Here is a 21,211-nt window from a genome sequence, read left to right on the forward strand (position 1 = left end):
ACGTACCGACCACACCCGAGCGGACTTGCCTCTTCGTGCCTCAGGCTTTATCCGTGAGCGCTACGCCTGCCACGCTCGCGGAAGCGACGGAGTGAGCGCACCGGAGGCAGGCTCCTTTCGGTTTCTTGTGACGTTCGCCAGCGATGACGGATGGAGGCGGGGCGAGAACCGGGGACATCGCGGACCGCCCTCGCGAGCGCAACCGGCGTGGTGGCGCCCGCGGGGGCGGGGAGTTGGCTGGCCGGCTGGTGAGCCTCAGGTCATGTGGCGGCAGGCGGCATGGCAGCCCGAGGGCCGTCTTGTGGAGGACGGAGCCCTCCTCGGCCACGGGCGGCCCATCGGTCTCAGTTCGACGCCATCCTTCCCCGCTCCCGGAGCAGACCCATGCCCAGCGCGGCTACCAGCGCCAGGCCTGCCGACACCACCATCGCCTCGTTCGCTCCCCCGGCCATGTCGTGGGCCGACGCGGTGAGCGCGATCGTCAGCGCTACGCCAGCGCATGAACCGAGATAGCGGAAGGACTGCTGCGCCCCCGAGCCCATGGCCGCGCGGGCTACCGGAACCGAGTCGACCGCCAGCAGCGGCAGCGCGGCATTGAGCAGGCCGCTGCCCACTCCCGCCACCAGGAGGCCTGGCAACAGGCGCGTCCAGGAACCGGCGCCGACCGCGCCCAGCATGGCCAGTGTTCCGGCTGCGTGCAGAACGAAGCCGACGACCATCTGGTGGCGGTGGGAAAGGCGGCTGCCGAGGTGGCGCGCCAGGAGGGCGACCACGAAGGACATGCCCGACCAGAGCAGGAACAGCCAGGCAGTGCTGACCGCCGATAGTCCCAGCGCCTGCTGAAGCAGCGTGGGCAGGAAGCTGAACAGGCCTATCACCGCGAGGCCGGTGAACAGCCCACCGACGGACGAAGCCAGGAAGAGCGGTCGACGCAGCAGCGCCAGGTCGATCATCGGCGTCGCCACCCGCCGTTCCACCAGGGCGAACACGGCCGCCAGCAGAAAGGCAGCAGCCAGCAGAAGAACAACGGGGGTCCGCACCCAGCCGTCCCGGCCCAGCGTCAGCGCCGCCACCAGCGCCACGAGCACAGCTGCGAAGGTGAGGGCACCGACGACGTCCGTCCGCCCGACGCGCGGAGAGCGCGACTCCGAGAGCCCCCACAGACCGCATCCCGCCAGGATCAGCGCGGCAACGCCCAGCACCACGTACGCAAGGCGCCAGGAGGGCATCGAAGCGGCGAGAAGCGGCCCCACCGCGATACCGCCGCTTACGAATGCTCCCCACACACCGGTGGCACGGATCCTGCCCTGCAGGGTGGCGTAGGCGTGGACGATGAGTCCCAGACTGCTCGCCAGGAGGGCGGCGCTGGCGGCGCCCTGCGCGATGCGCGCAAGGGTGAACAGCACTGTCGATGGGGCAAGCGCGCCCAGAGCTGTCGCCAACCCGAGAGCGAACGTGCCGGAAACGAAGATCCGGCGGCGTCCGAAGTCGTCGGCGAGGCTGCCTCCGACCAGCAGTAGGGCGGCCAGGCCCAGCGGGGCCCCGTTCAGCAGCCACGCCTGGGCGGAGAGCGGAGTGCCCAGGTCGGAAGCCGTCTGGGAGAGGGTCACCATCGGCGCGGTGTAAGTCATCAGGGCGACCGCGGTGGCGGCACTGGTCACGGCGAGGGTGAGACCTGGGCGCTGGAGCGCATCGGGGAGAGGCCTGCCCCGGACCCGTTCGACGTCGAGAGCGTTCCCGGCGGGGAAGCTGTCGGCAGCTTTGCCCTTGGTTCCGGCATCGGTGCCGTTCATGAGCTGTCCGTCCCTCCAGGCCGCAGTGACCGCGGCTCGTACTAGCTTGAGTTCATTCACTGGACCGCCCTGTGGCACGGAGCTCGGGCCGTACGGCGAATGTCCCGTATTCAGGACGGCCGTGCACCCCACGGACGTCGACATGCTGCCGAGGCCCGGGCTGGATGCAGACCCTGCGGATCCGGGAAGCCGGGCGCTGTTGCGTCCCAAGCGGCTCCTGCAGCCGGTTGCCACAGCCGACGTCAGGGGCGCGAGGGCTCGTCCCCGGAAGGCTGACGCCGGAGCAGGTAAGCATGCCGGCCCGACAGCACGAGTTCGCCCCGCTGGTTGTGAATGGTCGCCGCGGTGCTCACGACGCCGTCGTCGTCCTTGTGCTCGAGCCCGGTGATGGTGAGCGCCGGATACAGGGTGTCCCCCGAGTGCACTTCCTTGAGGAACGTGCACGACAGCTCTAGGAAGGCGATGAAGGCCTCACCGATGAAGTGGGGGAAGAGCGTGGCGCCGGGAGCGGTGAAGGCGAGCACCTGCAAGCCGTGGACCACCGGTGCGGTGTGCCCGTGCCGACGAGCCCACTCCGCGTCGTAGTGCACCGGATGGTTGTCCGCGGAGACTGTCTGAAACGCTGCGGCGTGAGCGCCCGTCAGGGTTCGGCTGGCGGCACGAAAGACCTCCCCCACCTGGAGATCCTCGAACGCCCTTGCCGGAACGACGAGGAAGGCCTCCGGATCGAACGTATCCGGTGTCGTGGCCGCCTGTTCCCCGCTGAGCTGAGCCATCAGGTTGTCCCTTCTTCGATGTGGATTGCGTATCTGAGCGCGTGGACGCGTCCTACGGACGCGCTGTGGTCCGCACTGTGAGCAGGTTCGGATCGTGGTTGGTGAAGTAGGCACCGCTGGCGATGTAGGCGGTGGTGCCACGCAACGCAAGCGACGTGGGATTCTCGATTCCGTCCGCTCCGGTCAATACGACGGTGTGGCTGCCGTCCGGTTTGACCAGATCGATCGCGTTGTCCGCGTTGATCGCGGCCATGAGAGTGTCGCCGGGACCGGTGAACACGAAGTCGTCGATGTTGGTCAGTCCCGTCGCGCGGGTCTCGACAGATCCGGCGCCGCCCTGCCGGGTGACCGGGATGCGCAGCACAGTGCCCTGGTCCAGGTTGGAGACCCACACCGAGCCCCTGTGCACCTTGATGCCGTTCGCTCCGAGAAATCCGGCCGCAGCCAGTTCGGGGCCGCTGCTCCACCGAGAGGGGGCCCCTCCGGTGAGCGGGACGCGCCAGACGGTGCCGAGGACCGAGTCGGCCACGTACAACCTGCGTGCACTCCGGTCGAGGGCAAGGCCGTTGGGGAGGCCTTCGGCGGGAAGCGCGGCGATGCGCTGGGCGGTTCCGCCGGTGCGCATCCGCCACACGCCGGTCAGATCGCTGCTGCCGGTGGCGTAGAGGAAGTAGAGGGTTCCGTCGTCGGCGCGCACGATGCCTCCGAGGAACGGCTGTGAGAGGGCCGGTGTGGTGGATCCGGCCGCGGGTGCAGGCAGAGTGGCAAGGACCCGCACCTTGCCGTCCCTGGTGATTCGTGCGATCTGCCGGCTGTAGGCGAAGGTCACCACGGCGCTGCCGTCGGGCTCCAGGGTGATGTTCTCCGGACGTTGCCCCTCGGCCATGTCTAGGTGCGCAATGACGCGCACGTTCTGCGGCTGGGCGGCCGAAGCCGTGGTCACGGCGATGGTTGTGACCACGGCTGAGGCCAGAAGTCCGGTGCGCAATCTCTTCATGAGCGTGGTCATGGGTTCTCTTCCGTCACACGTCGAGTCGGGATGGACGCGCCCCGAAAGTGCGGGCGGTCGGGATGATGGGTGAACGTGCTCCGCAATGGCGCCGGTCGCGGGTAGGCGCCCACGGCGTGAGCGCATGCCGCATCCGAAGGGGACGACGGGACTGCCGCGCGGACGCGGTGCGTCGCTCGTTACCCCCGCGGCCCCTCTCGCCTCCGGTCGTTCCCGCCGATACGGGGTGTCAGGAGTACGGGGATACGGCTGCCGTGGACAACGGCGTCACTGACGGGAGGGTTGAACAACGCCCCGAACAGTCCGTGCTGATGAGGGCTGAGGACCAGCAGGTCAGCCTGGAACTCAGCAGCGGCGGACGAGATGGCGGCGGACACCTTGGTCGTCGGGGCGTTGGCGAGGGTGCCTCCGGCGGAGACACCCACGTCCCGCAGCGCGGCAATCGCTTCGTCGAGGACGTCCCCAGCTTCCGCGTCGGACTCGAGCGGGACCACGGCAGCGAGCTCGGCCGCGGTGGCCATCACGTGCAGAACACTGACCGTGGCCCCGGTGATCCGGGCCAGCTCTCCGACCGTACGTACAGCGGAGTGGCGTGCCGGACTGGAATCGACGGCAACGAGAATGCGATGGAACATGAGCCTGTGAACCTCTTCGAACGTGGGTGAGCATCAGCGGTGACGCGTCTTGGCGCGGTCGGGCGTCCGCAGAGGTGGGGTCAGGCGGCCAGCATCCGCTGCCGTAGCTCGCCGATTCCGTGGATCGAGCTGACGAGTTCGTCGCCTGCCTTCAGCCACCGCTGGGGTGTACGGCCAAGCCCGACGCCCGATGGCGTACCGGTGTAAATGACGTCCCCGGGTGAGAGTGGCAGTACCGCCGACAGTTTCGCGATGAGATCCGGCACGGGGAAGATGAGCTGCTGCGTGGAGCCGTGCTGAACCCGCTCACCGTTGATGCTGCACGTGAGGTCGAGGTTGTCGGGGTCGCCGAACTCGTCGGGGGTCACCAGGCAGGGGCCCATGGGTGAGAAGCCCGGGTAGGACTTCGCGAGGCTGAACTGCGGCGCGGGCCCCCTCATTTGCAGGACGCGTTCGGACAGGTCCTGGCCGATCGTCAGTCCGGCCACGTAGTCCCACGCTTCTGCTGCCCGCACGTCCCGGGCATGGCGGCCGATGACTGCGACCAGTTCCACCTCCCAGTCCGTATTGCCCTCCTCCGGCAGCACCACGTCAGTGACCGGGCCGGTGATGCTGCTGGTGAATTTGGTGAAGACAGGTGGCATGCCTTCGGGCGTGCTGTACCCGGCCTCGGCGACGTGCTCGCGGTAGTTGAGGCCGACGGCGAGGAGCTGGCGTGGGGCCGGCGCCGGCGCGCCGAGGTCGGCGGGGTCGAAGGGGGTCCCCGTACGGAGGTCCACATCCGCAGCCCACGTCCTGAACTCGTCCCAGCGTTCGTAGATCGCCTGAGGCTCAGGTGAGAACCGGTGGTCACTGGCTTCGTGCACGTCCACGGCCCGGTCGTGCGCGACGAGAATCAGTCGTCCGGACAGGTTGGCGATACGCATGAGTTCTCCTGTACTGGCTCTTCGGGAGGGTGCCGGAGCGGGCGATAGGGGGTCAGAGGGGCCTGGTGACGCGCTCGAGAAGCAGCAGTACCGACTGATATGGACGGCCCGTGACGTGCTCCATGCCGATCTCGCAGGTTCGGTTCGCCGAGAGATAGGCGTCGTAGCTGCCCGCCAGGACCTCTTCCGCCTCGTGGGCGGTGGCCGACTCGGTCAGCTCCTTGTGGAGCATGCCGCGGTCCCCGGCGAAGCCACAGCACTCCGCGTACACGGGGACGCTCACCTCGTGGGCGACGAACCTCGCGAGCTCGTCCAGCTGCTCGACGTCGCCGAGGTGCCTCATCGAACATGTCGGGTGGATGACCGCGCTGTCGACCTTCTGCGACGCGGTGAGGTGGGGTAGCAGCTCGCCGGCGGCCCACACCAGGGAGTCGACCACATCGAGCCGCTCGTGCTTGCGCTTGTTCTCCGCCGTCAGGTAGGGGGCGATCTCGTGTCCGATGCCCAGGGTGCAGGAGGAAGCGTCGACGACGAGGGGCAGCCTGCCGCCGTCCGTCCACTCCCAGGCCTGCTCGACGGTCTGGTTGGCCATGAAGGCGTTTCCGTCGTCGTATCCCTTGGAGTGCCAGATGGTCGCGCAGCAGGAGCCGACGAGGTCCGGGGGGACCCAGAGGGGGTGGCCCGCCCGTTCGGAGAGCCTGACGACAGCCTCCGGCAGCGGGAGGTCCTCCCCGTCCTCGGGTCCCGCGAAGATTCGGTTGACGCAGGCGACGAAGTAGACGGCTGCGGCGCCCTCCCGTTGTGTCTGGGGCAAGTGCGCGGGAGCAGGCCCCGGAATGGCGTTGATCCACTCGGGCACCAGATCGGACGTGACCGCCTTACGGGCGAGGGAGGTGGCACCGCGCAGGAGCCGGTCGCCGACGTGCTCCGCGACGCCGAGGGCAACGCGCACGGACGACTCCACGGCGCCGAAGTGTTCGGCGACCCGCTCGGCGTTCCGTTCGGCGAGACCGCCGTGTCGCTGGTGCCGGAACTGCTTCATCATGGCTCCGGTGTCGATGCCCACCGGACAGGCGATTTTGCAGGTCGAGTCGCCCGCGCAGGTGTCCACGGCGTCGTAGCCGTACGACTCAAGCAGCTTGTCCGTGACGGGTGATTCGGCCGGCTGACGCATCATCTCGCGGCGGAGCACGATCCGTTGTCGGGGCGTCGTCGTCAGATCACGGCTGGGACACACCGGCTCGCAGAAGCCGCATTCGATGCAGGGGTCGGCAATGGCCTCAATGGTGGGGATGGTCTTCAGGTGCTGGAGGTGGGCCCCGGGGTCCCGGTTCAGTACGACCCCCGGAGCGAGCACACCGTGCGAGTCGAACGCCTGCTTGACCCGCCACATGATCTCCGTGGCCCGAGCGCCCCACTCCGCCTCCAGGAACGGGGTCATGTTCCGGCCGGTGGCGTGTTCCGCCTTGAGGGAGCCGTCGAACCGGTCGATCACCATGGCGCAGAATTCGTCCATGAAAGCCGCGTAACGCTCGACGTCGTCGGGCCGTGCGGCGTCGAAGGCGAGCAGGAAGTGCAGGTTGCCGTGGGCGGCGTGACCGGCCACTGCGGCGGCGTAACCGTAGCGCTGCTGCATCTGCGACAGAGCCTCGCACGCCTCGGCCAGGCGGGAGGGCGGGACGGCGAAGTCCTCGGTGATCAGCGTCGTACCCGTGGGCCGGGCCTTGCCCACGGCTGTCATGAACGCCTCGCGGGCGTGCCAGTAGGTGTGCACCAGGCGGGGGTCGGTCACGAAGCTGTTGGTCACCGAGGGTACCGGCGCCACCAGCTCCATCCCCGTGACGACGCTTGCGGCAGCGCGCTGGTTGGCGAGGTGATCATCTTCCGAGGCGGCACGGAACTCGACCAGCAGTGCGGCAGTGTCCAGCGGCAGGTTCCGCCAGTCGTCGGGTACTCCTTGCACTTCGGCGCAAGCGCGCAGTGTGTTGCCGTCCATCAGTTCCACGGCACGGGCCCCGGCGTGATTGAAAAGGGGCACAGCGGCGGCGGCGGAGGGCAGATCGGGGAAAAACAGGAGCGCCGTGTAGGGCTTCTCGTCCAAGGGAACGGTGTGGAAGACGGTTTCGGCGATGAAACCCAGAGTGCCCTGCGAGCCGACCATGAGGCCTCTGAGGATTCCCACCGCGTCGGAACCGTCGAGGAACGCATCCAGCCGGTAGCCGCTGGTGTTCTTCAGTTCGTACTTGGCGCGGATGCGTGCCACGAGCGCGCTGTCCCGCTCGATCTCGCCCTTCAGTGCAAGCAGGGTCGCGCACAGTTCCGGCTCCGCCGCCCGAAAGCGCGCCTCGGCGTCGGGGGCCGCGGTGTTCACGACTGTCCCTGAGGGCAGTACCACGGTCAGAGAAGAGAGCAGCCGGTAGGAGTTGCGGGTGGTGCCGGCGGTCATCCCGGAAGCATTGTTGGCCACGACGCCGCCGACGGTGCACGCGCTGGAGCTGGCCGGGTCGGGGCCCATGAGCCGGCCGTGCCGGGAGAGCGTGATGTTGGTCCGGCCCACTGTGGTCCCCGGCTGTATGCGAGCCTTTTTGCCGCCTTCGAGAACCTCCACTCCGGTCCAGTCACGGCGTACGTCTACCAGGATGTCGTCCCCCTGGGCCTGACCGTTGAGGGATGTTCCAGCGGCACGGAAGACGACGTGACGACGGTTCTCGCGCGCGAACTGCAGCACGGTTGCCACGTCGTCGACGGTTTCGGCGACGACGACGACGCGAGGAACCATCCGGTACGGGCTGGCGTCCGACGCGTATCTCACCAGGTCCGAGATCTTGTGCAGCACCTTGTGCTCGCCCAGTCGAGCAACGAGGGCGTCCCGAAGAACGTCCGGGGTGCCGGGCGCCCGGCTGTCGGCAACCCTGTCGACCGACGGCCCCTGAGTCGTGTGGGGACGCAGCATTCCTGGTTTCGGATCGAGCAGCGTCATAGGGCTGCTCCCTTCTTTCTATGTCGTGGGTCGGTGTCGGCGCCCGAGACCGTTGGGCGCGGACAGCTCGACTTTCAGCCGCTCCAGCCGTCCAGGAAGGCAAGAAGCTCGGCGTTGACCACCTCGGGCTGCTCTTCCTGGCAGAGATGACCGCACTGGGGAATGGCGACTCCGCGCACGTCACGGCCCATGCCCTTCCACACGCCGAGAACGTCGTACGCTTCTCCGACCGCGCTGAAGTTCTCGCCCCAGATGGTCAGCACGGGGCAGTCGATGAGCTGGTCCTCGTCCTCGCGGTCCTGGGTCACGTCCTCGGCAGCCGCTCGATAATCCATGCAGGAGCCCCGGACCGCCCCCGGCTGCCGGTAGGCGCGGACGTAGACGTCGATCTCCTCCGCCGTCAGCATGTCCGGGTTGTAGGACCAGCTGCGATAGAAGTACGTCAGCCAGGCTTCTTCGTTGCCGGCGATCAAAGCTTCCGGCAGGTCGGGAACCTGGAGAAAGGTGAAGAACCAATACCCCTGCCGCGCAAGAGCCACATCGTAGGTGTCCGCGATGACCCTGGTCGGAATGTTGTCCATGGCAACGAACGGGTCAATGCGGTCGCGGAAATCCTTCGCGAACCGTGTCCCCACGCGCGCCCCGCGGTCGTGTCCGATCAGCGCGACCTTCTCGTGTCCCAGGTGGTCCATCAGCGCGGAAACGTCATGGGCCATCGTGCGCTTGTCATAGCCGGACGCGGGCTTCTCCGTATCTCCGTACCCACGGAGGTCCGGTGCTATCACGGTGTACTTCTCTGCCAACGCAGGAATCTGCTTGCGCCAGCCGTACCAGGTCTGCGGGAAGCCGTGCAAAAGATAGACCGGCGGGCCCTGGCCCGCGCTGACCCAATGCTGATTGATTCCGTTGAGAACTGCCGTGTGGTGGGTGATGTCCATGAAACTCGCCCTACCTCGTCTCGGATTCCAGAAAACGAATATGGATCAATGTGCACGGCGTCAGACGCAAGGCTTCGGCATACGAAGGAGCACCCGCGTACGAGATGCAGATGAACGCTCTGACACCGGGGGAAGGTTCCAATTCTGCGAAGTCGCCGTCCCGACGGGGGTTCCGCACGGGCATGGCTACCGTTCCTTCCCGGAATTCGAGAGCAGGATCCGGGGCCGGCCCAACATCCTTAGCGGCATGATCGGCACATGCTGAAGTCAAGTCTGCACAGTGACCCAGGAGCCAACTTTTCCGTGAGAGCACGAGCTTCTTTCCCTCAACGCCCTCAGCACCTCCAGCCAAGTGGATCCTGTGGCCCCCGGTACCCGAAGGGCGCCCGCGCAGCAGCTATTCCCGAACGCGTCGCTCGCCCTCCGTCGTACCTCCCCATACGCCGTAGCGCTGATGAGAAGCCTCAGCGAAAGACCGGCAGTCCAGCTTCACCGCGCAGGCCCGGCAGACAGCACGAGCACCGCCCTCCCTGCGCCGTCGCCTGCTTCCCCTCTCGCCAGGAGGAGAGAAGAAGACGGATTCCTTCATTCCACGGCAGGCCGCTTTGGTCTGCCAATCCCACACACTGGCAAGCGGTCGTGTATTTGATTTCACTTTCCTCTCCTTTGACTTCTCGCCCGAGCGAGGAAGTCATCTCCTGAAGTACAACGACACGTGGCACGTGCCGGAACAAAACTGTTGCCACCCTCTGGCACTCGGCATGAAACGTCCATCGAAATGACTGATTCGGCCTGTGCCCAACTCCGCTTGCCAGCTTGGAAACTTCGCACAGCAGAATGCGCCTCTCAGCGCATTGACGTATGTTCCGCAGAGGTATAGCCATCCGTCGCGATCCTGGCTCACGTGCTCACGGTCGCGGAACATTGCGCAGATTGCTCCGGGCGACGTGGATCATTCGCCCCACTCCGCCGGTGAGAACAGCACGGCCCGCCGACAGAGCGAAGCCACTGACCTGTTCGGCAGTCGTCCTGGGCGGGATGGCGAGCGCGTCCGGGTCGGTGACCACGTCCACGAGGGCCGGCCCGTCGTGGGCGAACGCCTCCCGCAGGGAGCCCCGCACGTCAGCCGGACTCTCCACCCGGATGCCGCGAGCTCCGGCCGCTGTGGCTATGGCCGCGTAGTTCGTGTGCGCGTAGGTGGTCCCGTGCGGAGGCAGGCCGTCGACCATCATCTCCAGGTCGACCATCCCCAGGGAGGAGTTGTTGAAGACGACCACCTTCACCGGCAGGTCGTACTGCACGAGGGTGAGGAAGTCGCCCATGAGCATGGAGAATCCCCCATCACCGGAGAGGGACACCACTTGCCGCCCGCGATCGAGGAACTGAGCGCCGATCGCCTGGGGCAGAGCATTGGCCATCGAGCCGTGCACGAAGGAACCCAGCACGCGGCGACGGCCGTTCGGGGTAATGAAGCGGGCCGCCCAGACACAGCACATCCCGGTGTCGACCGTGAAGATCGCGTCGTCGGCCGACACTTCGTCCAGCACCGAAGCCACGTATTCAGGATGGATCGGGGTGAACGACTCGACGTTCCTCGTGTAGGCGCCGACCGCCTTTTCCAGACTCTGGACGTGCTTGCGCAGCATCCGGTCGAGGAACCGTCGCGACTTCTTCTCCTGCACGGCCGGCGTGAGGCACTTCAGCGTCTCGCCCACGTCCCCCCAGACGCCGAGATCCACCTGTGTTCGGCGGCCCAGCCGTTCGGGCTGTATGTCGATCTGCACCGTCTTGACATTCCGCGGCAGGAAGTTCGAGTACGGGAAGTCGGTGCCGAGCAGGATCAGCAGATCACCAGCAGCTTTTCCAGGGCCACTCGGTTGTCCCCGGTGGAGTCCCCCCGCGCGCACTCGACTTCCGCACGCAGGCGATCGGCGAGCAGGGCACAGGACCGTGCCATCGCGTGTCGCAGCGGCTCCCGTACGGGCGCCGGCCACAGCAGGGCGATGGCGATCAAGGACGCGGCACCCGCCATCGAGTAGCCGGCCAACCGGTCGAAAAGAGATGCTGCGGGCCCGGGCACCATGACCGCGAGAGTGAAGACGGCCAGCAACGGCGTGGCCGAAGCGGCAATCACCGAGCTGACTACACCCGAGAACAGAACCCCGAACGCAACCACCGCCATGGCGAGGGCGGGCAGCCACACCGAGTCGGATGCCAGGGTGCCCAGACACACCAACGCCGCTCCGGCGACGACGAGCCAGGCCTGCGCGGCCAGCCGTTCGGGCAGTGAGCCGCCGAAGTCGACGAAGAGCAGAAGGGCGATCGAACCGAACGCCGCGAACATCGCCACCAGGGAGTTGCCGAGCACCTCTGTGCCCAGCGCGAAGAGGCTGGGCACCACTATGGCGGCGCGGCACGACCGGCGCAGCGCGGCCAGCCCCGCGCGTCACGGGCGCTCAGCGAGTCCAGGACGGTCACAGGTGGCTCCTTGGCGCGCGTCGGCGATGCCGTGACGGGCAGGAGGAACTGTCCGAGGCACCGCAGGGGTTGCGGCGGGGCACCGCCAGGGCGCGCGAAGACCTCCGTGCGAGTGCGGTCCTGAAACCGCTGTACACGGAGGTCCTCGCCCAGGTCAGAGCTCCGATCCGACAGCTCGCCCGGTAAGGGACCTGTCACGCTGCTCACTCGGTGACGCGCACGGTCCGCGGCCCAGCGGCGGCCACCGGGACCACGGCCTTCGCACGGAGTGGCGCCCAGGTCCATCGACCGGATTTGCTGAGAGGAGATGCTGATCAGCCGGTGGCCCGGGCGGCAGCGATGACCGTGTTCGTGACCGTGCCCGGGTGGGTGATCAGGGAGAGGTGGCCGGCCCGCACCTTGACAATATGCGAGCCGGCCCGCTTGGCCATGACGAGCTGTTCCGCGGGGGGAATGACGTTGTCCTGGGTGCCGACGACAGCCCAGGAGGGCAGGGTCTTCCATGCCGGAGCACCAGAGGGTTCAGAGCCGGCACTCACCGCGAACGGGCGCTGACCGGCCGCGAGCAGGCTTGCCTGGGCGCGGGGCACTCCGTTCGCGAAGCACTTGCCGAATCCCTTGTAGGAGGGTCCCGAGGCCGTCTTGAGGTAGGCATCGGCATCCCCGGAGGCTGCTCCGGGGTAGGGCACGAGGTTGAGGAACAGAGAGGGGTCGACACTGACACAGGAGCCAGGCTGGGCGGAGTTGATCTGAAAGACGGTCTCGCCCTGATCCGGGATGTAGGCGTCGTCGTACACCAGTGCCTTGACGTTGGGCAGCGACGTGGCAGCGTTGGTGATGACCATGCCGCCGTAGGAGTGGCCGACCAGGACGACCGGGCCGGGGATGGTGGACACGAAGTCGGCAATGGTCTCCGCGTCGGAGGCAACGCCGCGCAGCGGGTTCGGCGGCGCGTAGACGGTGTAGCCGGCATGCTGGAGGCGGGAGATGACCGGGTTCCAGCTGGAGGCGTCGGCCCAGGCGCCGTGCACCAGCACGATGGTCGGTTTGGCGACGGTAGTGGCACTGGTTGCGCTGACCGCCGTCGAGGCATTCGGGGCGGCGGTGGTGGGGGCGGCGAGCGCCAACGACCCGGCCGAGACAACCGTGAGCGCGGCCACGAGGGTGCGTCGAGAACGAACGTGCATAATCTTTGTCTCCTGTAAAAGGCGGGGAGTACGAGGGGATGCCCGCGGCATACGGCATCCGCCATCGGATCGGTGAGCGGATGTCAGGCATGTTGGGGTGTGGGGCCCTCGAGGCGACGGTGCTGCCGTGCGCCGCCCCTGGCGGACCAGCTGTCACCGGACGTGGCATGTGCACCCCGTGGTAGGCGCGTGCGCTCTGCGCGGTCCGAGCTGGAGAGAATTGCCTCGAGGGGCACCGGTTCGGGCTTCCTACAAAACCGGGGGCGTCTGTCGAATGCTGAGCGGCAGGACCACCGGGGCCGAGCGCCTGGTTCAACCGCAGCTGCCGTCAAGCACCGTCAGAGGGGCTCGGGCTCTCCCGGGACGTGGCTGACAATTCCAGCCTGCCCGACGCGGGTAGTCAGCCACAGCCTGGAGGGGAGGCAAGTGGCCCCCGCGCCCCTCTGTTCCTATGGGGCGACGCGCCGAGAACATGCTGCGGACGCGCGCCACAGACCGGTCGTCGATCCGTCACCCGGCTGCCCCGTGGGGGCGAAGCCGCGATCCTTGCAATCGGCCGACAACAACGGGCGAAGCGTCCCGGTCAGCCGGCCCGCAGAGAGGTACGCAGTGTGGTGATGGCGAGGGTGATGGCCATCTGAGCCGCGTGGGTCTCCCGCAGGGTGTTGAGCATCACGAAATCGTGAATGATGCCCTGGATCCGTACGGCGGTCACCGGGACGCCGGCTTCGCGGAGCTTGTTGGCGTAGGCCTCGCCCTCGTCGCGCAGGACGTCGGCTTCCCCGGTGATGACCAGCGCCGGCGGCAGCCCGGTGAGCTGCTCGGTGGTGGCGCGCAGCGGGGAGGCGGTGATCTGGGCGCGCTCGGCCTCGTCGGTCGTGTACTGATCCCAGAACCACTGCATGCCGTCGCGGCGCAGGAAGTAACCGGTCGCGAACTGGTGGTACGAAGCGGTGTCGAAATTCGCGTCGGTGACGGGGTAGAACAGCACCTGCTGGACCAGTGGGACGTCTTCCCGTTCCTTGGCCATCAGGGTCAGGGCGGCCACCATGTTGCCGCCCACCGAGTCACCTGCGACAGCGAGGCGACTGGCGTCGAGGCCCTTCTTGGCGCCTTCACCGACAATCCACTGAGCCACCACATAGTTCTGCTCGATAGCAACGGGGTAGCGAGCTTCGGGAGAGAGGTCGTACTCGGGGAAGACCACTGCGGCCTCTGCACCAACGGCGAGTTCGCGCACCAGTCGGTCGTGGGTGTGGGCGTTACCGAAGACCCAGCCGGCGCCGTGAATGTAGAGGATGACGGGCAGAGTGCCCTCAGCCCCGGCGGGCTTGACGATTCGGGCACGGACACTGCCCGTGGCCCCTCCCGGCACGGTGATCCACTCCTCGTCGACTTCCGGCTTTGTGATGTCACCGGACTGCACCTCGTCGACGGCCTTGCGGCCCTCTGCAGGCGCCAGGTCGAACAGATACGGAGGGTTGGCGGTTGCCTCGGCGAACGCCGCGGCGGCCGGTTCCAGAACCGGCTGGACCGGCTCGAAGGTCTGAGACATGTGGACTCCTGAGAATTACGTGCATGTCGGTGTTTCCGACCGTGCGGCCTTCACTTTGTCCGGAGCTCAGCCGGACCGTTCATGGCCACGCTACGACCGCGAAACCGCCGTTCATTGCGCGCTGGCGCACCAACTCTGGTCCTTCGGCGCACAGCGCGGCGCACAGTGCGCTGCTGGACAACTGCCGATGCGTTGAACAGAAATCGGAGCAGCCTTTCCGGCCTGGCCTCGGCGCTGTAGCAGCCGCAGCACCACAGCCGGCTCACGGCCGACGACCGCCGCTTCGAGGAGCACGCCCGAGCACTTCTCGTAGCGGGCACCGCACCGGAGGTCACGCATGCCTTCGACACGGCTGCAGGACCGGTGGACAACTCCGGCGGCCAGGAGCCCGAGCCGCCTCAGTAGAACTTGAGACGTGGCAGCTGACACCACCGGCGCATCGTGTCTCCCGCGTCGCGCTGTGTGCTTCCGCTCGCTGACCATCGAGTGTTCCACCACACCCAACGGCGTGTTCGCCGGGCAGGACACGACTGCACTGCCTGCCCGGCATACGCGCTCTACCCTCACCCGCACTGTCGACGAGGCGCGACCGCTCCTTGCCGCATGCCGCCGCACCGGCGGCCCCCGAGCGCGGTCTCGGACCTGGCCGAGTTCGTCGGCCTTCTCCGCGCCGGCGAGCAGGCCGGCAACATCGCCGGTGTGGAGACGCGGGGTCGCCGGTCCGGGCGGACGAGGACGGCCGCGTGCTCTTCCGCAACCCGCCCAGGTACGGCAACTGCTCGGACATCACCCATGCCTGCCAATCGGGGCTGACCGCCGAGGTGCCTTCAGCAATGAGCCTCCGAGGCCGGCTGCCAGCGTTGGGACGCGCACACCGGCGGGCGTGCAGAAGCGGCTTCGTCCTGGTCCTCATCGATCTCTCCTTCCACGGTGCCCTTCAGGATGGCTGGGGGCCTGGCCCAGCTCGGTGAGCAGCTGATCGAACGGCACCGGCTCGAGGCTCTGCCTGGAGGGCTTCGAAAGCGTGGCGGGTCTGCCCATCAAGGACGCCAGTTCACCGGCGGCCCGTGCGACCCTGGCGTTCAAGCCCTCGGCGCCCCAGTCCTCCGAGGCCGCGTAGACGCCGGTCGGCACGACGACGGCCTTGAGGTAGGAGAAGAGCGGACGCAGGGCGTGGTCCAGGACCAGCGAGTGCCGGGCCGTCCCGCCCGTCGCGCCGATCAGCATTGGCTTCCCGGCGAGAGCATTCTCGTCGGTGACGCTCAGCGCGTCGAAGAACGATTTGAACAGCCCGCTGTACGACGCCGAGAACACCGGCGTGACCACGATCAGACCGTCAGCCTCGGTGACCGCACTAAAAGCGTCTGCCAACGTTTTCTCAGGAAACCCGTTGGTGAAGGTGTGTGCGATCTCCACGGCGAAGTCGCGCAACTCGATGACCTTGACATCAGCTGGCTGGGGATCTGGAGCCGTGGCTGAAGGAGCGGCCACTGCGGCGAGTCGGTTGCAAAGGAGACGAGTGGAGGACGGGACGCTCAGTCCGCCCGAGACGACGACGAGCTTCATCCCGTTGTCACTTCTTCCCTGGTGTACTCAGCTTCTGCCAGGGCCAGCAGAGAGGCGTGGGTGGGCGCGTCCGGCACGTTCGCCGGGCGGTTCTTGGCGAACTCCTCGCGCAGCACCGGCACGACTTCCTCGCCGAGCAGGTCGAGCTGCTCCAGAACCGTCTTCAGCGGCAGCCCCGCGTGGTCCATCAGGAACAGCTGGCGTTGGTAGTCACCGGCGTACTCGCGGAAGGCGAGCGTCTTCTCGATCACCTGCTGCGGCGATCCCACCGTCAGCGGCGTCTGTTCGGTGAAGTCCTCCAGCGACGACCCGTGCCCGTAGACGGGGGCGACGTCGAAGTACGGCCGGAACTCGCGCACCGCGTCCTGCGAGTTCCTCCGCATGAACACCTGGCCGCCGAGGCCCACGATTGCCTGTTCGGGGGTGCCGTGGCCGTAGTGGGCGTAGCGGTTCCGGTACAGCTCGATCATGCGCTTGGTGTGGTCGGCGGGCCAGAAGATGTTGTTGTGGAAGAAGCCGTCGCCGTAGTACGCCGCCTGTTCGGCGATCTCCGGCGAGCGGATGGAGCCGTGCCAGACGAAGGGCGGGATGCCGTCCAGTGGCCGGGGCGTGGAGGTGAAGCCCTGGAGCGGCGTGCGGAACTTCCCTTCCCAACTCACGACGTTTTCGCGCCACAGGCGGTGCAGTAGGGCGTAGTTCTCCACGGCGATGCTGATGCCCTCCCGGATGTCCTTGCCGAACCACGGGTAAACCGGGCCGGTGTTGCCGCGCCCCATCATCAGGTCCACCCGGCCGTTCGCCAGGTGCTGGAGCAGCGCGAAGTCCTCGGCGATCTTCACGGGATCGTTCGTGGTGATCAGGGTGGTGGAGGTGGACAGGATCAGCCGCTCCGTGCGTGCAGCGACGTAGCCGAGCAGCGTGGCCGGCGACGACGGCACGAAGGGCGGGTTGTGGTGCTCGCCGGTCGCGAAGACATCCAGGCCGACCTCCTCTGCCTTGATCGCGATGGTGACCATGGCGTTGATGCGCTCCCGCTCGGTCGGCGTACGGCCCGTGGTCGGGTCGGGCGTGACGTCTCCGACGGTGAAGATGCCGAACTGGGTGCTGGGCGCTACGTGTTTCTCAGGCACAGGTGTTTTCTCCTATGAAGGCTATGTGCACGGGCATTTTTTGCGATCGACCAGGCCGGTGAAGCAGAGTTGCAGACGACCTTCTGTCCGGGCCCAGCCGGATCAGGAGTGGTGGCTTCGCCCCATAAGCGCAGTGATGGCGCCGTCGAGGTCCAGATACTGTCCTTCAGTGCCAAGGGGCACCAGGCTGAACGTTCTGCGAAGAAACGCGGCAACGGCCGTAGAGGGCATCTCGATCGTGGCCGTGCCGTGTGTGTTCATCAGCGCGATCCGTGTGGAATGAGAGCGGTGGCCGCATCTGGGAAGGACCAGCACATCACCGGGGCCCGTCGGGCGTCTCGGCCCATCGGCGAGCAGCTCACGGGCGAAAACCCAGCTGACGGCCGGCCTGGTCGACGGGCCGAGAGAGAGCCTGACGGCGTAGGGGTCGGTGACTCCGTACTGCAACTTCACCGGCAACGGAAACGACGTGCCGTTCAGGGCACTTACGTGTGCCGTTACTACGCACGTGATAGTACCGAAACGCTTCTCCATGGGACCCCCCGAGTGACTGCAGACGTGTGATGTTTCCCTTCACTCTGCGGCCCTCGGTCGGGGGGACTTGTCGTGGAACGCACGATGATTTGCCCAGGGGGGACTTCCTGTAGGAGCTGCGAGCCCCGAGACCCCACCAGGTCGCTTGACCCCGTCGGACTGGAGGGGTGAGCGGGATCCGAACAGACAGCCCGCTCGGCGTCTCCCTGAGCGTCGAGGGGCTTCGGTCTCGTCGAGCCAGGTCATGCAGTCGATTCGGAGGTCTGCCTGCGGGAACTGAATGCACTGTGCTGATCCCGGCCCAGTGCGTTCCGGCGGAGCGGAGAAGTATCAGCCCAGACGGTCGGCCCAGTCCTCCGGGACCTGTCCTGACGGTCCAGGGACGGTCTGGTCGGCGGGGTGGCTACGCGGCGGGGCCAGCTTCGGACCCGACTCGTAGAGGGTGGAGGTGTCGTAGTCCCAGAACCAGCTCTCGCCGGGTTCGAAACTCTGGATGACCGAGTGACCGCTCGTCCGGGCGTGTGCGGTGGCGTGTCTGCCGACGGAGTCGTCGCAACACCCGATGTGCCCGCAGTCGGCGCATCGCCGCAGATGGAACCACCAACTGCCCGTGGCCTCGCACTCGACGCAGCCTGCACCACTGGGCGGGGCATCCGGGTTGATTCCGTTTGATGTGCTCATCGGGCTCCCTAAGTTGTCGGTGCAGGGGCTGCAGTGGCAGAGAGCCGCTCTCCGAGCTGACGACCCCCTCAAGGGGAACGTAAGTGCGCTGGGGGGCAGAGGTTCTCCGGTAGTGCACCTGCTCGTGACCGTCAGCGCATGGTGTCCGCAGAGGGTCGACACCTACGCGCCGTCGAGCAGGTCAGAGAACTGGGGGGTGAACACGATGAAGCCGAGGGTGGCTGCCAATGCGGCGCGGGTGGGTGCTGGTGTGCACCAACGTATGGAGCGGGGTCGCCCGACGGACAATCGGCAGGCCTTTCGTCGCGGCAGTTCCCTCCCGCCACAGACCTGGCCGGCCACGCAGACGTGAGAAGACCCGGCCCCACCACGCCCCCACGTGCACAGGGTCGGCAAACCAGACCCGCCAGAGCGCGGAAGAAGTCAGCAACCCCACCTACACGCCACACAGATCGTCTGCTGATCCACTCGAACCGCTGCGTGCGCAGGGAGAACCGTCACGGTGCACGGGAGGAACAGAACCGGATGCGGAAGTCATCTACTGTGGAAAACGTCACGACCCGCCCCGCATCCTTCGGTCTCTGACCGGCATGGGCGGCGTGATCGGCGAGCGACCGTTCAGGGGCCGCGGAGTTCGTCGAGCCGTTCGCGTGCCTCCGAGACGGTTCGCGGGTCGGCGTCCGGACCCAACGACAGCACGCGGGAGTATACGGCGACGGCCTCCGAAGGTCGGCCGGCATCGAGCAACACGGTACCCAGGTCGATCAGCCTACGGCTCTCCAGCGACGTATTGCCCGTGTCGCAACATATGCGGACTGCCGTTCGCATATGAGTGAGCGACTCGTCCCACTGCTGCAACTCGGCGTACGCCAAACCCATGTTGCAGTGCAACTCGAGGCGGGTGATGTCGGCGACGTGCGGCTCGATGCGCTCAGCTGCCTTCTCCAGGAAGGCCTGGGTGCGCCGGTAGGACGTCAAGGCCTCCTGGGGTCGCCCCTGTGCCATCACACTCAGGGCATGGTTTTGCATGCACTGAAGACTTCCGTGCACATCCCCTGCGGCTTCGAAGAGTTCGGCGGCCCTGACGACATCCTTGCCGGACATCGCGTGGTTACCGAGCTTACGGAAGGCCCAGGCGCGATACTGGTACGCCCAAGCCTCCTGCAGGGGGTCGCGTGCACGGCGAGCGGCGGCGAGGGCCTGGTCGGCACGGGCGATGCTGTCGTGGAAGCGCCCCTCGCACACGAGAAGCGCCCAAGCGTAGTAGTTGAGCTGGGTCGCTTCGAGGAGGGAATCTCCCAGCGCGTTCGCACACTCGGCGGCAGTGCGGAAGATCTCCGGCCAGTGCACCCACGAGATCCACTGGTCGGAGAACCAGTGCAGCGCCTCTGCCACTTCGACCACGGTGGCGTGCTCACCCGCCTCGGCGGCCCTGCGCAGCGCAGCGAGCCAGTTGGCACCCTCAATCTTCAGCCACTGGCTGGCGAGATCGGCCGACGAGAGATCCACAGCCCCTCGCCAGCCCACCGGGAGAGCTCCGTGGTCGGGTTCGAACCAGCGGCCAGCAACTATCGTCGTATCCAGCAGCCAGTCGTCCAGGGCCGCCGCTGCCCGGTCGGCTGCCTCGGCGCTCTCGTCCGCCACGAGGCGGGTACGTGCGAACAGCCGCAGCAGATCGTGCAGCCGATAGCGTTCTCCGCTTGATCCCAACAGCCCCGCCTCAACCAGTTCTTCCAGTGTGTCCTCGGTGTCGAACAGCTCCTGTCCGGTTAGCTGGGCGGCACAGGCCACCCCCGCGTCCGGGCCCGCGACGAGCGCGAGTCTGCGGAACATTTGGGCGGCCGTCGGGGTGAGCTGGCGATAGGAGAGGTCAAAGGCAGCCGGGACTCCGGTTTCGCCGGCGGACAGGAGGTCGAGCCTCCGGTCCTCCTGAGACAGGCTGTCGGCGAGTTTGCGCACCGACCAGCCCGTGCGGATGGCCAGCCAGTTGCCTGCCACCCGCAGGGCCAACGGCAGGTGTCCGCACAGGCTGGCCACCTCCGCGAGCGACACGGGGTCCGCCGCCGACCGTTCCGGTCCGATCAACCCGGTCAGGAAGACTTCGGCCTCTGCTGGTGTCAGCTCGCCCAAGGGGAGCCGGTAGACACTTTCCAGGCCCGTGAGCATGCGGCGGCTGGTCACCATCACCATTCCCGCACCGGCGCTCGGCAGCAGCGGGCGGACCTGGCCCTCGTCGCGTGCATTGTCCAGCACCAGCAGGCAGCGCCGTTCGGTCAAAAGCTGCCGGTACAACCCGGGGTGGCCCGGCAGCCCCGACTTCGCCAGATCGCGGTCTGCCACATGGAGAGCCTTGAGCACCGTGAGCATCAGCTCGGCCGGCCCTGGCGGATCGGCGTCCGTGCCGCGCAAGTCGACCACCAAGTGCCCATCCGGGAAATGATCCGACAGCTCACGCGCCGCTTGCAGCGCCAGGGTGGTCTTCCCCGTGCCGGGTGGCCCGGAGATCGCCACAGCCACCTGTCCCGCGTACCCCTCGGTGCCGCGACGGGCCGCGGCCCTCTCGGCGTGTTCGGTGAGCGACGCCAGCTCCCGGGTCCGGCCTACGAAGTCGACGACTCCGCCAGGGGCGGTCCGTACGCCGGCGAGACAGTAACGTGTGCCTCGCCCGGCTCTGGCAGCCGCCAGCAACCGCTCGCGGTCATCTTCGCCCAACCCCAGCCCGTGCGCGAGCGCCGCGACTGTCCGCCGCTGCGGCGCAGCACGCCGCCCACGCTCGAGATCTCCGATGCCCCGAACGCTTACTCCGGAGGCCTCGGCCAGACCTTCCAGCGTCAGCGAAGCGGCAACCCGCAGCCTGCGCAGCGCAACTCCGAACGCTCCGTGATCATCGGTCACTCCGGACTCCTCGTTCACCATGCTCCCGTGGATTCCCGAGCACGGTCATCAGAAGTCTAGTGCGCACGAGTCTGCTGGTCACAGCCAGACAGACCGTCTTTGGGAGGCGGTGTCGGGCGCTCTTCGCC

The 21,211-nt window shown here is 67.3% G+C and carries 16 protein-coding genes and 1 pseudogene; all 17 read right to left on the reverse strand.

Going from position 1 to position 21,211, the window contains the following annotated elements; genetic code table 11:
- Window positions 1-344 precede the first annotated feature (344 nt).
- Window positions 345-1,793, reverse strand: coding sequence for an MFS transporter (locus OO67_RS16485; RefSeq protein ID WP_078598003.1), 1,449 nt, complete (start codon window positions 1,791-1,793; stop codon window positions 345-347).
- Between the two features lie 242 nt (window positions 1,794-2,035).
- Window positions 2,036-2,569, reverse strand: coding sequence for a MaoC family dehydratase (locus tag OO67_RS16490; protein WP_033300929.1), 534 nt, complete (start codon window positions 2,567-2,569; stop codon window positions 2,036-2,038).
- Between the two features lie 52 nt (window positions 2,570-2,621).
- Complete coding sequence (locus OO67_RS16495; protein WP_033300930.1) at window positions 2,622-3,578, reverse strand: SMP-30/gluconolactonase/LRE family protein; 957 nt, start codon at window positions 3,576-3,578, stop codon at window positions 2,622-2,624.
- A gap of 179 nt (window positions 3,579-3,757) precedes the next feature.
- Window positions 3,758-4,213, reverse strand: a complete 456-nt coding sequence (locus OO67_RS16500) for a universal stress protein (protein WP_033300931.1) — start codon at window positions 4,211-4,213, stop codon at window positions 3,758-3,760.
- A gap of 80 nt (window positions 4,214-4,293) precedes the next feature.
- Window positions 4,294-5,139 (reverse strand): fumarylacetoacetate hydrolase family protein, encoded by an 846-nt coding sequence (locus OO67_RS16505; RefSeq protein WP_033300932.1) that lies wholly within the window; start codon window positions 5,137-5,139, stop codon window positions 4,294-4,296.
- A gap of 52 nt (window positions 5,140-5,191) precedes the next feature.
- Entirely contained in the window at window positions 5,192-8,119 is a 2,928-nt protein-coding gene (locus OO67_RS16510) for an FAD-binding and (Fe-S)-binding domain-containing protein (protein ID WP_033300934.1), read from the reverse strand.
- A gap of 74 nt (window positions 8,120-8,193) precedes the next feature.
- Complete coding sequence (locus tag OO67_RS16515) at window positions 8,194-9,057, reverse strand: alpha/beta fold hydrolase (protein WP_033300935.1); 864 nt, start codon at window positions 9,055-9,057, stop codon at window positions 8,194-8,196.
- 397 nt (window positions 9,058-9,454) lie between these two features.
- Entirely contained in the window at window positions 9,455-9,712 is a 258-nt protein-coding gene (locus OO67_RS36775; RefSeq protein WP_078598005.1) for a WhiB family transcriptional regulator, read from the reverse strand.
- 253 nt (window positions 9,713-9,965) lie between these two features.
- Window positions 9,966-10,907: pseudogene (locus tag OO67_RS16520) on the reverse strand (thiamine pyrophosphate-dependent enzyme); the annotation flags it as partial.
- Window positions 10,898-11,455, reverse strand: coding sequence for a YccS family putative transporter (locus tag OO67_RS16525; RefSeq protein WP_157841697.1), 558 nt, complete (start codon window positions 11,453-11,455; stop codon window positions 10,898-10,900). The gene OO67_RS16525 and the pseudogene OO67_RS16520, both read right to left, overlap by 10 nt.
- Window positions 11,456-11,849: 394 nt before the next feature.
- Window positions 11,850-12,722 (reverse strand): alpha/beta fold hydrolase, encoded by an 873-nt coding sequence (locus OO67_RS16530; RefSeq protein ID WP_078598007.1) that lies wholly within the window; start codon window positions 12,720-12,722, stop codon window positions 11,850-11,852.
- Window positions 12,723-13,305: 583 nt separating this feature from the next.
- Window positions 13,306-14,277: an alpha/beta hydrolase gene (locus OO67_RS16535; protein WP_033300937.1), complete on the reverse strand. Its 972-nt coding sequence runs from the start codon at window positions 14,275-14,277 to the stop codon at window positions 13,306-13,308.
- A 909-nt stretch (window positions 14,278-15,186) separates the two neighbouring features.
- The gene (locus tag OO67_RS16540) at window positions 15,187-15,843 is read right to left on the reverse strand and encodes an FMN reductase (protein WP_051709486.1); all 657 of its coding nucleotides are present in this window, start codon (window positions 15,841-15,843) and stop codon (window positions 15,187-15,189) included.
- Entirely contained in the window at window positions 15,840-16,973 is a 1,134-nt protein-coding gene (locus OO67_RS16545; RefSeq protein WP_033300938.1) for an LLM class flavin-dependent oxidoreductase, read from the reverse strand. Before OO67_RS16545 ends, OO67_RS16540 begins: the two co-directional genes overlap by 4 nt.
- Before the next feature lie 102 nt (window positions 16,974-17,075).
- Window positions 17,076-17,507: an SsgA family sporulation/cell division regulator gene (locus OO67_RS16550; RefSeq protein WP_078598009.1), complete on the reverse strand. Its 432-nt coding sequence runs from the start codon at window positions 17,505-17,507 to the stop codon at window positions 17,076-17,078.
- Window positions 17,508-17,837: 330 nt separating this feature from the next.
- Window positions 17,838-18,188, reverse strand: a complete 351-nt coding sequence (locus OO67_RS36780) for a UBP-type zinc finger domain-containing protein (RefSeq protein WP_078598011.1) — start codon at window positions 18,186-18,188, stop codon at window positions 17,838-17,840.
- A gap of 618 nt (window positions 18,189-18,806) precedes the next feature.
- Entirely contained in the window at window positions 18,807-21,104 is a 2,298-nt protein-coding gene (locus OO67_RS16555) for a tetratricopeptide repeat protein (RefSeq protein ID WP_051709488.1), read from the reverse strand.
- Window positions 21,105-21,211 lie beyond the last annotated feature (107 nt).

The sequence above is a fragment of the Streptomyces atroolivaceus genome (assembly GCF_000717025.1).
GTDB classification, from domain to species: domain Bacteria; phylum Actinomycetota; class Actinomycetes; order Streptomycetales; family Streptomycetaceae; genus Streptomyces; species Streptomyces atroolivaceus.

Bases quoted from the DNA above. Each gene is read 5' to 3' on its own strand.
- OO67_RS16495 (WP_033300930.1), bottom strand. From the start codon at position 3,578: ATGACCACGCTCATGAAGAGATTGCGCACCGGACTTCTGGCCTCAGCC.
- OO67_RS16540 (WP_051709486.1), bottom strand. From the start codon at position 15,843: ATGAAGCTCGTCGTCGTCTCGGGCGGACTGAGCGTCCCGTCCTCCACT.
- OO67_RS16550 (WP_078598009.1), bottom strand. From the start codon at position 17,507: ATGGAGAAGCGTTTCGGTACTATCACGTGCGTAGTAACGGCACACGTA.
- OO67_RS16535 (WP_033300937.1), bottom strand. From the start codon at position 14,277: ATGTCTCAGACCTTCGAGCCGGTCCAGCCGGTTCTGGAACCGGCCGCC.
- OO67_RS16530 (WP_078598007.1), bottom strand. From the start codon at position 12,722: ATGCACGTTCGTTCTCGACGCACCCTCGTGGCCGCGCTCACGGTTGTC.
- OO67_RS36780 (WP_078598011.1), bottom strand. From the start codon at position 18,188: ATGAGCACATCAAACGGAATCAACCCGGATGCCCCGCCCAGTGGTGCA.
- OO67_RS16500 (WP_033300931.1), bottom strand. From the start codon at position 4,213: ATGTTCCATCGCATTCTCGTTGCCGTCGATTCCAGTCCGGCACGCCAC.
- OO67_RS16485 (WP_078598003.1), bottom strand. From the start codon at position 1,793: ATGAACGGCACCGATGCCGGAACCAAGGGCAAAGCTGCCGACAGCTTC.
- OO67_RS16505 (WP_033300932.1), bottom strand. From the start codon at position 5,139: ATGCGTATCGCCAACCTGTCCGGACGACTGATTCTCGTCGCGCACGAC.
- OO67_RS16490 (WP_033300929.1), bottom strand. From the start codon at position 2,569: ATGGCTCAGCTCAGCGGGGAACAGGCGGCCACGACACCGGATACGTTC.
- OO67_RS16555 (WP_051709488.1), bottom strand. From the start codon at position 21,104: ATGGTGAACGAGGAGTCCGGAGTGACCGATGATCACGGAGCGTTCGGA.
- OO67_RS16510 (WP_033300934.1), bottom strand. From the start codon at position 8,119: ATGACGCTGCTCGATCCGAAACCAGGAATGCTGCGTCCCCACACGACT.
- OO67_RS16515 (WP_033300935.1), bottom strand. From the start codon at position 9,057: ATGGACATCACCCACCACACGGCAGTTCTCAACGGAATCAATCAGCAT.